Source organism: Marivirga arenosa (assembly GCF_030503875.2).
Classification (GTDB): Bacteria; Bacteroidota; Bacteroidia; order Cytophagales; family Cyclobacteriaceae; genus Marivirga; species Marivirga arenosa.
The window spans coordinates 1,431,344-1,447,325 of the sequence record NZ_CP129968.2 but is presented as its reverse complement, the minus strand read 5'-3'; the positions used below and the strand labels follow the sequence as shown (position 1 = coordinate 1,447,325).

At 33.8% G+C, this 15,982-nt stretch carries 10 protein-coding genes; 6 read left to right on the top strand and 4 right to left on the bottom strand.

Annotation, left to right across the window (positions count from 1 at the left end; all coding sequences use genetic code 11):
• Window positions 1-3 precede the first annotated feature (3 nt).
• The 3 genes from QYS47_RS06260 to topA form a co-directional block, all read right to left on the bottom strand.
• Window positions 4-1,530 (bottom strand): sensor histidine kinase, encoded by a 1,527-nt coding sequence (locus tag QYS47_RS06260; RefSeq protein ID WP_322348074.1) that lies wholly within the window; start codon window positions 1,528-1,530, stop codon window positions 4-6.
• Window positions 1,531-1,694: 164 nt separating this feature from the next.
• Complete coding sequence (locus QYS47_RS06255; protein ID WP_322348073.1) at window positions 1,695-2,543, bottom strand: DMT family transporter; 849 nt, start codon at window positions 2,541-2,543, stop codon at window positions 1,695-1,697.
• Between the two features lie 114 nt (window positions 2,544-2,657).
• Complete coding sequence (topA, locus tag QYS47_RS06250) at window positions 2,658-5,015, bottom strand: type I DNA topoisomerase (protein ID WP_322348072.1); 2,358 nt, start codon at window positions 5,013-5,015, stop codon at window positions 2,658-2,660.
• Between the two features lie 94 nt (window positions 5,016-5,109).
• On the opposite strand from topA, the gene QYS47_RS06245 reads away from it, so the two are divergent.
• From QYS47_RS06245 to QYS47_RS06235, 3 genes are all read left to right on the top strand, one after another.
• Window positions 5,110-5,649, top strand: coding sequence for a SixA phosphatase family protein (locus QYS47_RS06245; RefSeq protein WP_308357334.1), 540 nt, complete (start codon window positions 5,110-5,112; stop codon window positions 5,647-5,649).
• A gap of 5 nt (window positions 5,650-5,654) precedes the next feature.
• Window positions 5,655-6,728, top strand: a complete 1,074-nt coding sequence (locus QYS47_RS06240) for an agmatinase family protein (RefSeq protein ID WP_322348071.1) — start codon at window positions 5,655-5,657, stop codon at window positions 6,726-6,728.
• A 127-nt stretch (window positions 6,729-6,855) separates the two neighbouring features.
• Window positions 6,856-11,742 (top strand): BspA family leucine-rich repeat surface protein, encoded by a 4,887-nt coding sequence (locus QYS47_RS06235; protein WP_322348070.1) that lies wholly within the window; start codon window positions 6,856-6,858, stop codon window positions 11,740-11,742.
• 54 nt (window positions 11,743-11,796) lie between these two features.
• Here QYS47_RS06235 and QYS47_RS06230 read toward each other — a convergent pair whose 3' ends face one another.
• Entirely contained in the window at window positions 11,797-13,779 is a 1,983-nt protein-coding gene (locus QYS47_RS06230; RefSeq protein WP_322348069.1) for a tetratricopeptide repeat protein, read from the bottom strand.
• A gap of 175 nt (window positions 13,780-13,954) precedes the next feature.
• Here QYS47_RS06230 and QYS47_RS06225 point away from each other — a divergent pair, with 175 nt between their 5' ends.
• From QYS47_RS06225 to QYS47_RS06215, 3 genes are read left to right on the top strand one after another with little or no spacing between them, the layout of a single operon-like run.
• Window positions 13,955-14,497 (top strand): LVIVD repeat-containing protein, encoded by a 543-nt coding sequence (locus QYS47_RS06225; protein ID WP_302127236.1) that lies wholly within the window; start codon window positions 13,955-13,957, stop codon window positions 14,495-14,497.
• A gap of 17 nt (window positions 14,498-14,514) precedes the next feature.
• Window positions 14,515-15,285, top strand: a complete 771-nt coding sequence (locus QYS47_RS06220; protein ID WP_322348068.1) for an LVIVD repeat-containing protein — start codon at window positions 14,515-14,517, stop codon at window positions 15,283-15,285.
• Window positions 15,278-15,982: a hypothetical protein gene (locus tag QYS47_RS06215; protein WP_322348067.1), complete on the top strand. Its 705-nt coding sequence runs from the start codon at window positions 15,278-15,280 to the stop codon at window positions 15,980-15,982. Before QYS47_RS06220 ends, QYS47_RS06215 begins: the two co-directional genes overlap by 8 nt.

The window sequence follows — 15,982 nt, the reverse complement described above, 5'->3', positions numbered from 1 at the left end:
ATTTTATTTAAAGTTTTCTATGTTGTATCTGTTTGGAATTACGATTTCGAATTTTGTCCCCTCTCCTTCTTCTGAATCTACTTTAATTTCAGCATCAAGTTTTTGAATCACATTTTTAACGATATACATTCCTAAACCACTTCCCTCACTATTTTCAGAAGCACGGTAGAACATATCGAAAATTTTCCCTAGTTTATCATGAGGAATTCCTTCTCCATTATCTTCAATTATTAACTTCGCTTCCTTATCTGATGTTTCTATTTCAATATTAATAAATGAAAAACCTTCATCTAAATTCTTTCGATATTTAATTGAATTAGAAATTAAATTATTAAGAATAATACGAATTTTAGTAAGATCCGAATGGAAAGGATACCACTGAATAATTTTGGTTCTTATTTCAAGATTTTTGGTAGTATATACATGATGAAAATTAGTAATGCTATTGTTTACTTCCACCATAAAATTGATAGGAACTGCCTCTGGTTCTTCCATTCTGTGATCACGAGACATTGCTAATAAATCAACCACAAATTTATCAAGTCGATTAATACTACCCGTGACCATCTCTATAATTTTTCGAATTTCGGCAGGACGCGATTCAGTTTTTAATATTTCTATCAATCCCATCAAGGATCGCAACGGAGAGCGAATATCATGAGAAGCATGGTAAACAAAATTATCTAATTCAAAATTTAAGCGTTGCAGTTCTAACAAATTCTCTTTGAATTCACTGATATCTCTAAAAACAACATCATAAAAATTCTGCTTATTAATTTCAATTTCAGAAGCAGAAATAGAAACCCAAGTTTCTGATTCATCCCACCTTTGAAATTTAGCTTCATATTCTTCGAGAGATTCTTTTTCTGACAATAATGCCATAAATCGATCTGTCTCTCCTTTATCAACAAACAAATCGGTTAATTTCAAATGTCGGGTTAAATGTGGAAGTGCCAAAATACTCATGCCCTTTTGGTTAATTTCCATAACCTCTAAATCATCTTTTCGAACCCTCATGATTCCGATAAGTGAATTTTTGAAAAAGTTTTTATACTTCTCCTCACTTAACTTTATGATTTCTTCACTTCTCTTTTTTTCCGTTATATCACGATGTGAACCTGAAACTCGGATAGGTATATTATTTTCATCTACTGTAAGCTTAGCAGTAGATTGCACCCAAATATAATGACCATTTTTATGTCTTAATCGAAATTGAACATTGTAATCATCTTTTATTCCTGCAATAAAATCATCTAGAGCTTTCACGGTTATTTGGTGATCTTCCGGATGCATTAATTCTTCCCATAAAGAAAAGTATTCTTTAATCTCTTTAGGATCATAACCAAGCATTGTAAGCCAGGGTGGAGAAATAAATACCTCGCCAGATATTAAATCCCTATCCCACAAACCTTCATTTGCACCGGCAGCGGCAAATTGGTATTGAGCTAGCTTCTTTTTAACAGCCTCCAACTCTACTTGTAAATGGGTGTTCTCCTTTCCCATTGAGATATTTTCTTTACTGATGCTCATTCAAAATTCATGGCCACATGAATATTAAATCTTAAATATAAAACAATCTTTATTGAAGCTCATTATAAAAACTAGCTTAAGTTGTAAAAAACCACTGGAAGCCCCAATTGAATTCCTATCAATTCGATGACATGCCTATATCCTTCGAAGAATAAAAAATGGATTTAACGGTTGACTTTTGATAATTTATTTTTGAACCATACATTGAGAATTACGCCAGTTAATATTAGTCCTATCCCAGAAAACACAATCCAATTGTAGGTTTCATCAAAAAATACATATCCAAAGCCAATGGCATAAATTATAGTAAGATATTTCAAGCTAGCCACTTTTGATAAATCTTCGGATTGATAAGACATAGTCATGAAATATTGAGCGAACTGTGTTAAAATGCCAATAGCCAGTAAAATCAACCATTCAGAACCTACTGGCATCACCCAATTAAAAGCAGAATACAAGCCGGTTAAAGGGGTGGTTACCAAAGGGAAATAAAAAACAATGACTAGCGGATGCTCAGTCTTATTAATTTTCCTAATAATATTATAGGCAAGACCAGCAAAAATGGAAGAGCTTATCCCAATTATAAACATTTGAATGGATATTCTTGGATCAAAACCTTGTATGATGATTAAGCCGGCAAAAGCCATTATATAAAAGATCCATTGTTTTGGATGAACCTTCTCCCGAACAATAAAAACACCTAAAATTGAGGTGAAAATGGGGGATAAAAATTGCATGGTTACTGCACTTGCCAGAGGAATATTTTGCAGTGTGTAAAAATACATGGTTAAGGCTACTGCCCCTACGGCTCCTCTTGCTATTAATAGCTTTTTATTGTTTCCTAAAACTGGAACCCCAACGTATTTCAAATAGGCAAAACTCATGATGAATGAGATCAATGATCGAAAAAATACGATCTCAACAGCCGGAATATTAGGAAGCATTTTCACAAACACATTCATGCTTGCGAACAAAAAACCCGCTATTATCATGTAAAGAATTCCTTTATTCATAGATTAAAATTGAAGTATAATTAATCAAGACAATTAATTCGTAAATCAACAGCTATAAAGTTCAATTGTCAAACTTAATTGAAAAGAAAAAGCCCTTTTAAAAGGGCTTTAATTCTATTTTTTCTTAGTAGACTTTTTCTTGGCAGCAGCTTTTTTTCCACCCTTTTTATCTGGTGTTTTTTCAGCTAATTCCACACAATCCTGATAAGTCAATTCCGTAGGCTCTTTATCTTTTGGAATTTTAACATTTTTCTTACCAAACTTGATGTAAGGACCCCATCTACCGTTCAGAACCTGAACATTTTCATCTTCCTCGAATCCCTTTATAAATTTCTCACGGTCCGCTTTTCGTTTAGCTTCAATTAACTCAATAGCTCTATCTGCAGTAATATCCAATGGGTCTTCACCTTTTGGGATACTTACAAATTTACCATCGTGGCGAACATAAGGACCAAATCTACCAATGGCAGCCACCATCTTTTTATCTTCATATTCACCTAAATTTCTAGGAAGTTTAAATAATTCCAAGGCATCTTCCAGAGTAATACTTTCAATAAATTGCCCTTTTCTTAAACTTGCAAATTGAGGTTTTTCAGCATTTTCGTCCTCTGCATCAGGCGTTTCACCTAGTTGAACCAGCGGACCAAATTTCCCTAAACGAACAATAACTTTTTTTCCTGTTTTCGGGTCAATACCTAATTCTCTCCCAGTATTTATATCTTTTCTTTCAATACTTTCCGCTTCATCAACTTTTTCATGGAATTCACCATAGAATTTATTGATCATATTATTCCAGATCTTTTCTCCTTTGGCAATCTCATCAAATTCCTGCTCTACTTTAGCAGTAAAATTGTAATCCGTAACATTAGGGAAATGCTCTACTAAAAAGTCATTCACCACCATTGCCAAATTACTTGGGAATAATTTATTCTTTTCAGTACCCGTTATTTCTGTTTTCTCAGTCCTTTCAACCTTTCCATTTTCAAGCACCATTTCAACATACTTTCGCTCCTTACCATCTCTATATTCCTTATTCACATATCCTCTCTTTTGAATTGTAGAGATAGTAGGTGCATAGGTAGAAGGTCTTCCAATCCCCATTTCTTCCAGCTTTTTAACAAGGGTAGCTTCATTATATCTTGCAGGTGGACGCGTGAATCCTTCTCTTGATTGCATTCTCTTCAAATCCAATTCCTGACCTACTTGCAAAGGCGGTAACATACCTTTGGTTACATTATTCTCTCCTTCTTCCTCATCATCAGTAGATTCGATATAAACTTTCAAAAATCCTTCAAACTTCACTACTTCACCACTTGCGCTTAAAGTTTGATCCGTATTGGAAATATCAATGCTGACGTTAGTCTTTTCAATTTGAGCATCTGACATTTGAGAAGCAATCGCTCTCTTCCATATTAGATCATATAATCGTTGCTCATTATAATCCGAACTAGCTTCCTTATTCGCGAAATTTGTTGGTCTTATGGCTTCGTGAGCTTCTTGTGCTCCAGCAGATTTTGTTTTAAAAGTTCTGGTGTGCGAATACTCATCTCCAAACTCAGATTTAATTTCTTTAGCCGCTCCTTGTTTCGCCTCATCAGAAAGATTTAATGAGTCAGTTCTCATATAGGATATTTTACCTGCTTCATAAAGGCGCTGAGCCAATGTCATGGTTTGAGAAACAGAAAACCCTAGTTTTCGAGATGCTTCTTGCTGTAATGTAGAAGTAGTAAAGGGTGGCGCAGGAGATTTTTTACCTGGCTTTTTCTCCAATTTACCAATTGAAAATTCTGCCTCTAAGCAATTTTCCAAGAAAGACATGGCTTCTTCCTCAGTTTTAAATCTACCCGGAAGCTCTGCTTTTAGTTCTTTTCCTTCTACATTAAAAAAGGCTTGTACTTTATAAAATGACTCTGGCTTAAACTTTTCAATCTCACGCTCTCTTTCTACCACTATTCTTACCGCTACAGATTGTACTCTACCAGCCGACAATCCTGTTTTAATCTTTTTCCATAAAATAGGTGAAAGCTCAAAACCTACTAGCCTATCTAAAATTCTTCTCGCTTGCTGAGCATTTACTAAATCAACATCAATTCCCTTTGGCGACTTTATGGCATTTTGAATCGCAGATTTAGTGATTTCTCTAAATACGATTCTTTTGGTTCTTGCATCATCTAACTTTAAAGCTTCTTTTAAATGCCATGAAATGGCTTCTCCTTCACGGTCATCATCAGTCGCCAGATAGATCATTTCTGCTAATTTCGCTTCTTTTGTTAAAGCTTTAATTACCTCCTTTTTATCCTTAGAGATTTCATAAGTAGGTGTAAAACCATTTTCTATGTCGATGGCATTATTCCCCTTCGGTAAATCCCTTACGTGGCCATAACTGGAAAGTACTTTATAATCTTTTCCTAAGTAACCTTCAATCGTTTTGGCTTTGGCGGGTGACTCCACTATCACTAAATTTTTCGACATATCTTTAGGTTAATTTTATTTTAAAATTCAAATATCAATATTTTTTTTTAGAAAAAAAGAATTTAGGTTTTTACTCGTTTATTGAGATAGTTTAATGAATAATCCTAATTTTACTTACAAACAGCTATTCAATCAAATGGTTAAAGATCTATATTTAATACGCCATGGCGAAGCAGAAGAAGCAACTTCAGGCCTGAAAGATGTGGAACGCCAATTAACCGCAAAGGGTTTGCAAGATGCTTCCAAAGTGGGCATGTATTTAAAACAGAAAGAGTTCCATCCAGACATTATGCTGCATAGTATAGCGCAAAGAACCACTGAAACTATGTACCGAATCAACGAACAGCTAGGAGTGAAAAAAGATCATATCGAAGCATCTGAAGACATTTATGAAGCATCAGCCCGAATAATGTTGAGAGTAATTTCTGAGATTCCTGCTGAAATGAGATCTGCAATTATAATTTGCCACAACCCCGCAATCACCTACATTTCGGAATATATAACGGGTTCTGAAGTAGGTTATGTACAAGCTGCAGGAATGGTGCATATCCAAATTCCGTTTTCATCTTGGTCTGAAGTTTCAGAAAAAAATTGTGACTTTATAGAATACATCAGTCCAGACGACATTCAATAATATATATGAGTAAAAAAAATCAAATTATTAAAAACTTTGACCCAAATGGATTGGGTAATATTGACCATATTTTTGCACTACCATTCGATAAAGAAAATGCAGATTTAATCTTATTGCCAGTTCCTTGGGAAGTGACGGTATCCTATGAAGCAGGAACCGCTAAAGGACCAGAGCATATAAAAAATGCATCTGTTCAGGTCGATCTGTATCAAAAAGATATAATTGATGCTTGGAAAATGGGGATTCATATGCTTCCTATTCATGAAGATTTATTTTCAAAAAGTGAAGAAAATAGAACTAAAGCTGAGCAATACATAAGTTTATTAGAAGAAGGAAAAGAAGATAGTGAAGAAGGATCCGATTTATCAAAGGCAATCAATACGGCTTGTACGGAAATGGTCGAGTGGGTGAAAAAAGAATCACTTGAAATTCTTAAGAAAGGAAAATTATTGGGAATAGTCGGTGGTGATCATAGTACCCCTTTAGGAGCAGTTCATGCTCTAGCATCTCAAAATGAATCTTTTGGTGTGCTTCAATTAGATGCGCATATGGACTTCAGAAAAGCTTATGAAAATTTCACATATTCGCATGCTTCTATTTCATATAATATGTTGCAGGAAGTCCCACAGATTGAAAAACTCGTTCAAGTAGGTATTAGAGATTTTTGTGAGGAAGAAGTAAAGTTTGCAGAAAGTCAGGGTGACAGAGTAAGTGTTTTCTATGATGAAGACATTAAAGTAGGTATGTTTGAAGGAGAATCGTGGACTATCATCTGTGATAGAATTATTAAGGAACTTCCAGATAAGGTTTATATATCATTCGATATTGATGGCCTCAGACCAGAATTATGTCCGAATACCGGAACGCCAGTACCAGGAGGATTAAGTTACTCTGAAGTGATATACTTATTAACTAAATTGGTGAAAAACGGTAAAAAAATTATCGGTTTTGACTTAAATGAAGTTGCTCCGGGTGAAAATACAGACTGGAATGGAAATGTAGGTGCCAGAATTTTGTATCGCCTATGCAACTTAATGGGTGTGTCTCAAGGGAGATTAGAATGGGATGAGAGTCTTTAAGGCTCTCAATTTCAAATACATTACAAGTCCAAATTAACCGCTATTATTTTTATTTAAAAGAGAAAGAATTAGTTTAGCACTTTCTATATACATTAAACTTTTATCTAATCATTTTTAATCCCCCTTTATGTACATTTTAACTCCCCCAACCAGCTTTTCAAAAGTTAGTAAAATACTATTGTCTTTATTTACCCTATTAATCTTTCAAAGTAGTTTTCTTATTGCTCAAGACCGACCGTTTATAACCGTTTGGAAAACAGATAATCCTGGAACAAGTGAAGACAATCAGATTACCATACCCGGCACAGGTACTGATTATTTAATTGAGTGGGAAGAAGTCGGCAATGAAGCTAATAATAACGGTAGTGAAATAGCTACTGATGTACACACAATTACTTTCCCAAGTGCTGGGACTTATCGAGTGAAGATTAGTGGGGATTTTAATTCAATAAGAATATACTCACAAGGAGATGAAGATAAAATTCTAAATATTGAACAATGGGGTGATATTGTATGGAATAATCTTGATTATGCGTTTTATGATTGCTATAATTTAGAATGCAGCGCTACAGATATTCCTAATTTAACTCAGACAACCTCATTGAATAGTACTTTTAGAAAAGCTAGAAAATTCAATGGATTAATTGGTAATTGGGATGTCTCAAATATAGATGACTTCTATGCTATGTTTTCAGATGCTTCCAGTTTCAATCAAGATCTAAGCGATTGGGAGCTCACCAATGCTATAGATTTATCATTTATGTTTCAACACGCTTCAAGTTTTAACCAGGATTTAAGCAATTGGGACGTTACAAATGTTGAAAAGTTTACAAATATTTTTGCAATTTCTGCCTACAATCATCCATTGGATAAATGGCGTATTAATAGTGCAAAAAGTTTAGGTAATTTTTTTCCTTATTCCTATTCCAGACAAAATTATACCATTACGTTAGATAGTTGGGCAGAACAAATAGATATTCCTTCAGACCTTCAGTTAAGAGCATATAGTTTAGAATATTGTATTAGTCCAGGTAGGGAATTTTTGGTTAATCAAAAAAACTGGACTATTTTAGAAGACAAATATTTCTGCGGAGAACCTTTTACAGCAGTTTTTAATACCGAAAACACTGGAGTAAGTGCCGATAATCAATTACAACTACCTACTGCCGGAGGACCTTTCATTTTAGAATGGGAAGATGTGAATGATCCTACTTCTAAAGGTATAGATACTACCAGTAACGCTGTTTTGCTAGATTTACCCCACCCTGGTACATTCAGAATTAAGATTACTGGAGACTTAAGTGAGCTTAAATTTGCTGATGGCGGTGATAAATTGAAATTAATAGACCTAGAAAGTTGGGGCGATATATTCTGGCAAAATCTAGATTCTGCCTTTATGGGGTGTGCCAATATGGTTTATACTGCAACTGATTATCCTAATCTAGATTATGTAAATAGCTTAAATTATACCTTTGCCGGAGCTGCTGAGTTTAACGCCAATTTGCGTGGATGGAATATTCGGACCATAAATAATATGATCGGCATGTTAGATGGCACGGCAGTATCTGAATACAATTATGAAAAAACCTTAGAATGGTGGTTTAATATTTATCTTGTTCAAGATAATGTCACATTAGGTGCCGCTGGATTAAATTATTGTGTTTCTATTGAAAGAGATAGCTTAATAAATAAAAAGAATTGGAAATTTATTGGCGATAATGAATCTTGCGGAAGACCTTTTATAACCACCTGGGATACGCGTAATTCAATTAGCAATGCAGATACTTTATTAATCCTTCCAATATCGAATAATATAGACGAAAATTATAGTGTTCATTGGGAGCAGATTGATAATGATCTTAATAGTGGAGATACTATATTTATGTTTAATGATCCTATTTTGATATTTGATACACCTGGAATTTACAGAGTTTCTATCAGGGGTGAAGCTGATGTAATAAGATTTGGATTAAATGGTAGTGATGAAAGAAATAAATTAATATCCATTGATCAATGGGGAGATATTAAATGGGAAGATTTGTTTCAGGCCTTCAAGGATTGTGATAGTTTACGATATAACGCTACGGATATTCCAGATTTAAGCCAAATCACTTCCTTGTATGGTATGTTTGATGATACCTACCTATTTAATGGTGACATAGGGAATTGGGATGTTTCTACAGTGAAAGATTTCCAAAATATGTTTCGAAACGCTAACTCTTTCAATCAGAATCTAAACAATTGGGATGTTTCTAACGCCATACGAATGCGCAGTATGTTCGAAGGAGCGGTAAAATTTAATGGAGATATATCAGACTGGAATGTTGCTCAAGTTGTTGACTTCGAAGCTTTTTGTTTGGAGGCTAAGGCATTTGATCAATCTTTAAATAATTGGAATATATCAAGCGCTTCAGAGATGTTCGGTATGCTTTCCTATACTGGATTGAGTAATGAGAATTATGATTCAACTTTAGCCGGATGGGCAGCATTAGAAACAGCACCTGACTCTATTATATTGGGTGCGCAAAACCTAGGATTTTGCAATGACAGTGCACGAAATTTTTTAAAAGAATCTAAAGCCTGGGGTTTTAGTGGAGATGCCTATTTATGTTCTGAGCCTTTCATCACTATCTGGAATACGAATAACCCAGGGAGTCTTGATGATAATCAAATTGCCATTCCTGCAACAGGTGGTTATTATAGTGTTCAATGGGAGGAAGTTGGAGAATCAACCAATAATGGACTAATAAATACAAATGGATCAACTACAATTACTTTTCCTCATCCTGGTATTTATCAATTATCAATAAGAGGTGATTTGGAAGGATTAAACTTTAGAAATAGTGATACTTGGCTTACAAATAGTAATAAAATTATTGAAATAAAACAATGGGGCGAAATTCAATGGGAATCATTAGAAGCAGCTTTCTATAAATGTGATAGCTTAACATATAGTGCAACAGATGCTCCTGATTTAAGCTTAATAAACTCTTTGGCATATATTTTCTCTGGTACGAGTAAGTTTAATGCAAATTTAAATAATTGGGATGTCTCAAACATTTCAGATTTTTCAAATATGTTTTATATGGCATCTGGATTTAATTATGATTTAAGCACTTGGGATGTATCAAATGCTACTTCAATGACCAATATGTTATCTGGAAGTGGACTAAGTCTTCAGGCTTATGACCTAACCTTAATTGCCTGGGCTCAATTAGACAGTTTAAAAACAGGTGTAGATTTAGATGCTTCAGGATTGGAGTATTGCTTTGGAAAGAGAGCAAGAGATTTCTTATTAAATCAGAAAGGCTGGACAATTTCTGGTGATGTTGAGAACTGTGAATCTGCTTTTATAACAACTTGGAATTCAGCTAATGAAGGTCAAAGTGAACCTGATCAATTAATAGTTCCGATCAGCGGGGAGGAAAGTTTGGTTTATTGGGAAGATATGAATGATAATAACCTTTATGGCTTAGAGATATCCAATGGATATTACCATACACTAAATCTTCCTAACTCCGGAGAATATAGGATAAAGATTATGAATGGAGTTAATCGAATTAACTTCTCAGATTCTGGTGATAAACTCAAAATTACAGAAATACAAAACTGGGGTGGTATCCAATGGACTACCTTCAATACGGCTTTTGCAGGATGCGAAAACCTTACAATTACCGCCTCTGATGCGCCTGACTTGTCTCAGGTAACTGATATGACACGCATGTTTTATAATGCCAAAACTATGAATGCAGATATCAGCCATTGGGATGTTAGTAATGTAACTAATATGTCAGATCTGTTTCACGGTGCTGCTTATTTTAATCCGGATTTAAGTAACTGGGATGTATCTAATGTGACTAAAATGTCCAGATTATTTGCTAGCGCAACAGCCATTAATCTGGACCTCTCTGATTGGAATACTTCTAAAGTAACAGACATGGAATATATGTTCTGGGATGCGGACTCTTTTCAAGGTGACATCAGTAGCTGGGATGTGAGTAATGTAACTAATATGCGGGGTATGTTCTACGGTGCAGATTCTATGAATTCAGAAATCTCAACTTGGAATGTTAGCAACGTGACCAACATGACAGATATGTTCAGAGAGGCTACAAATTTTAATCAGGATATTAGTGAATGGAATACAGCAAATGTTACAGATATATCAGGTATGTTCTATAATGCCACTGGATTCGATCAAAACCTGGGTAACTGGGATTTATCCAATGCTAGCAGCCTATTCGAATTTCTAACTAATTCAGGATTATCTCCGGCTAATTATGACCTAACCTTAGAAGGCTGGGCGACAAATGGCAACATACCATCTGAAATCGCGCTAAGTGCTGAAGGCTTATTGTATTGTGCCTCCGCTGGATATAGAAAACAATTAATTGATGATTATGGATGGAATATCATCGGTGATGAGACCTGTAGTATAGCTATACAAGAAACCATGCCAGCAGCAGAAGCTACTTCAGTAGAAAAGACGACTGAAATTTATATCACTTTTGATCAGGAAATAAAAGAAATTGATTTAAGTGGAATAACATTAGAAGATATAAATGGTACGGAGATTTCTTTAACGGACATTTATATTGATAGCTTATCATTAAACTTAGTACATATTGGTTTAGGATCTAATACTTATCAAGTAACAATTCCTGAAAAAAGTATTATAAGTGCTTCAGGAAAAGAAAACGAAACTATTGAATGGTCTTTTACCACTCAAAGGATTTTGAGTACGGAAGACCAAATAACGAATTCTAAATATTCAGTTTTTCCAAATCCTTTTACCAATCAAACTAATTTAACTTTCAATCTTAACAAAAAAGAATCTGTCAAATTGAGAGTGTATGACTTAAAAGGACAATTAGTTAGAGAGGAAACTTTTAAAAATCTAAGTTCTGGAAAACAATCAATACAGTTTGAAAGGAATGATTTACCTTCCGGACTTTACAACTATCAAATTCAATCAAAGTCTGGATCATTTGGAGGAAAAATGTTGATTAAATAAATTTTATTAAAAAAGGGGTGATTAGAATATTAATCACCCCGTTTTTCTTTGAACTTATTTCGCACTAAACCCAATCACCAACATATCATCAGTTTGCTCCATTTCCCCTTGCCATCTTTTCATTTCTTTACGAAGGCTTTTTTCTTGTTCTGAAAAGCTTTTTGAAGCAATATTTTCAAGAAGCCCTTTGAATCTTTTCCTTAAATATTTCTTTTGCGTTTGCATCCCAAATTGATCTGCATAACCATCAGAACTTAAATAAAAACATTGATTATCAGAAATGTCTATTTCCTGAAAAGTAAACTTCTTGTCAGGGCTATTGTAGTAATCTCCAATTGTAAAACTATTTCCCTTAAACTCCTTTAGTTCATTATTCTCTACAACATAAAGAGGTCTTTTTGCTCCTGAAAATGTGAGGATATTTTTATCATAATCTATTTTACATAAAGAAACATCCATGCTGTAATTCATAGTCGTTACTTCTTTCTGCTTGAGAATTTCTCGAACCTTCTCGTCAAGCTTTTGTAATATTTTATGAGTATCTGTTTCTTTTTCATCAATCACAATTTGATTCATGGTTGCATTTGCAATTACGGTCATGAATGCTCCAGCCACTCCATGTCCTGTGCAGTCAATTAAAGCTAGAATATCGTAATTAGATTGTCTTGCATACCAATAGAAATCACCACTTACAATATCCTTAGGTTGATAAAAAACAAATGAGGAAGGTATATTCTCTTTGAAATTATTTTTATTCATAATTCCTTCCTGAAGATTTTTAGCATATTCTATGGAATCTGTAATATTTTGATTCCAACTTTCAAGCTTCATTTTTTGTACCTCAATCGCTTTTTTACTTTCTAAAATCTGTTTATTCTGATATTCTAATAAAGATTTAGCTTTCCTATTTTGCTTAAATTTCAAATATGAAATGATGGCTAATGCAAGTAAAAGTAAGGAAAGGGCCACAGTGCTATAGTTAAAAAGCTGGCTGTTCTTATATTGCAAGTCCTTTATCTCAGACTCTTTTTTCAGCAGTGCTATTTCTTTTTCTTTTTGCTCTAATTCAATGGCTTTTTCTAATTCTGCGATGGCTCTTCTAGAACTTTCATTGAAAAGGCTATCGCTCATAATGTGATATTGATTCATATATACATATGAATTCTCCAAATCATCTAAATGTAAATAGACCTCCGCTAAGGTACTGTAAGCATCTAATAGAATGGGTTTTGCATTAATTTCATCGGCAAGATCTACTGCATCTAAGCCTGCACCTTCTGCAGCTAAATAGCTACCTCTGGCGTTATGAAGTCTGGCAATTTTTACCAAAGCGCTTGCTATACCAAACTTATTATCATCCGCCTCTTCTTTTTTTAATGATTTATTAAAATAAAATAAAGCACTATCATATTCCTGTCGGTCAAAATAGACTTTTCCAATGTTACTAAAAGGATCAAATAAAGAAGATTGATAAGGATTTTTATTGTATATATTTAATACTTGTTGATAATAATGAATCGCTTCTATTTCTTGACCATTATCAAGATAAATGCTGCCTATATTATTTAAAATCATGAGCAATTTCCCCTGATCATTTAATTCAGAAAAAATATCTCTAGCCTGAGTGTAATATTTTAAAGCTTGTTCATAATCATCATTTATGGAATAAATATTTCCTATATTACTTAAAGATTTGGCTACTCCCTCCTTCTGATGTAAGGACTCGTATAGGTTAAATGCTAGTCTATAATTTTTTAAAGCCTTATCGTAATCTCCTTTTTGTTTATAGTAAACTCCTAAATTATTATAAGCAGTAGCTTCACCTGACAGAAAATTAATCCTCTGGGATATCTCCAAAGCAGTATTAGCATACTCAAAACTTTTTGCTGGTTCACTTCTGTATTGAAGTTTAAAAAGATTATTGAGTCTGATAACCTCTATACTGTCAGCTGAACCATTTCCACCTTGTGAAAAAGAATTGAAAGTGAAAGAAGTTAGCAGAAAAACGAAGAATAAAACGGTTGTAGTAATGCGCATATTGAACTCTCTCTTGCTAAGATGCTATAAAAATTTGAAATTTTAATATTAGTCTGCAGTATATTTGAACAGTCTAAGAGAATCCTTAATGTTATGAATTTATTAACTAACAATTTATTACAACCAAATTACATACATATGTGTCAATAAAAAGGAACCACTAAATTGATTCAGTATGAAATATAAAATACTCAAACTATTAACCATTTCAGCTTTTGGCCTAAGCATATTGGCCTGCAATAATTGGGAAAACGTCCCTAATTTTGACGTAGAAGAAGTAGAAGGTTATAGACCTATTTACGCTACAGAAGGCGAAAAAGAAGTTAAAACCTTGCCTCCTAGAGAAATTGAGGATCCTGGTAAAATTTATGTTATCAATGACTATTTATTATTGGTCGATCGATTAAAAGGAATTCATGTTTTTGATAATCGTAATCCTGAAAATCCTCAAAACATTGGGTTTATTCAAATAACAGGTAGTAATGATGTAGCTGTCAGAGATAATATTTTGTATGCAGATCAAGCATCAGATCTTTTAGCCATAGACATTAATAATCCAGAGAATGTAAAAATAGCATCTCGTGTGAAGGATGTTTTTCCCTTCGGTTCTCAATATCCTCAGCAAGAAGGTTTTTATTTTGAATGCCCCGATCCTGAAAAAGGATTAGTAATTGGTTGGGAATTGACCACTCTTCAATCACCTAAATGTTACCGTTAACCCAAAACTATCAGAATATGAAAAGCTTAAAATTACGCTCCTTTTTTATATATACTTTTATAATTTTCATTAGCCTTTCTTCATGCGTGAGCGATGCAGAGTTTGATGCTTCAGGTGAAGGGAAAGGTGGATCAATGACCCGCTTCACTTTCTTGAAAGGATACCTTTACATTGTAGATGAAAACACACTTAAAACATTCGATATTGCGAATCCAGATAATCCTGAATTACTGAATACGCTTGAAGTTGGCTCAGGAGTAGAGACTATATTCCCCTATGAAAATTATTTGTTTTTAGGAACTCAATGGGGTATGAAGATTTACTCATTAGATAATGGACCAGTCCCTCAATTCCTGTCAGATTTTGAACATTCATTCTCATGCGATCCTGTAGTAGTATCCAACAGTATCGCATATGTTACACTAAGAAGCGGAACTACATGCCAAACTGGGGTTGACCGTATGGAGGTAGTAGACGTTTCTAACCTTAGAGACCCAAGGTTATTGAATACTATTGAAATGAAAAACCCTCATGGGCTCTCAGTTAGTGATACTGTATTATTTGTTTGTGAAGGAGATTATGGTTTTAAAGTTTTTAATATAAAAGACAGAGCAAATCCTCAATTAATATCACATTATGATAGTATTCCTAGCTATGATGTGATTACAAATTACGCTAGAAAGGAGCTTATCATCACGGGTAAAAACGGAATTTATCAATATGATTATAATGATCCTTATGAATTAAAAGAACTGAGTCAAATCTTAAGCATTGAGGGTAATGAATAAATTTTTACTAGTTTTTACTTTTATAGCTACTTCGTTTTCCAGTTTAAGTCAAAACACCCTAAACAACTCTTTTCCAAATAAGGAGAATGATTATGAACCACTATTTCTAACTTATCTTTCATTGAGTTCTGCCTTCGAAAATTATAATTCTCTAGATTTTGGTATGATGCAAACTTTTAATAAAGAAAATGCTTATGGGGTTGAATTAGGATATATTTATGATGTGCAAGGCTTTAATCAACTAAATGCAAATAATCAATATTCGGAAGTATACGGTGCTAAACTTTATTTTTACTATCGTTTTATATTAGAAAATGAGATCAATTATCCACAAAACTCATTTACATTCCTTGATATTGAATCTCAATTTTATTGGGCAAGTTTTAAATCCGATAGAGTAGCAGGTTATAGTTGCAATGATGAGTTCGGAGATTGTGAATATTATAGATTTTTTGATTCTAGAATTGAAAGAATAATTCCAGGCATAAATTTTAAGATTGGAAAATTATACTCTTTCGATCCTTTTTATATTAAGATATTTGGTGGCTTGGGGTTTAATTATATTAAAGACTATACAGGTTTAGCAGATATACCCGATAAAATGTTTACCTCAGATGGTCAACAAATGGGAGATCAAAATGGGCTTCGATATAACTTTAGACTTGGCGTCCAAGTCGCTTATAACATCTGGAATTAA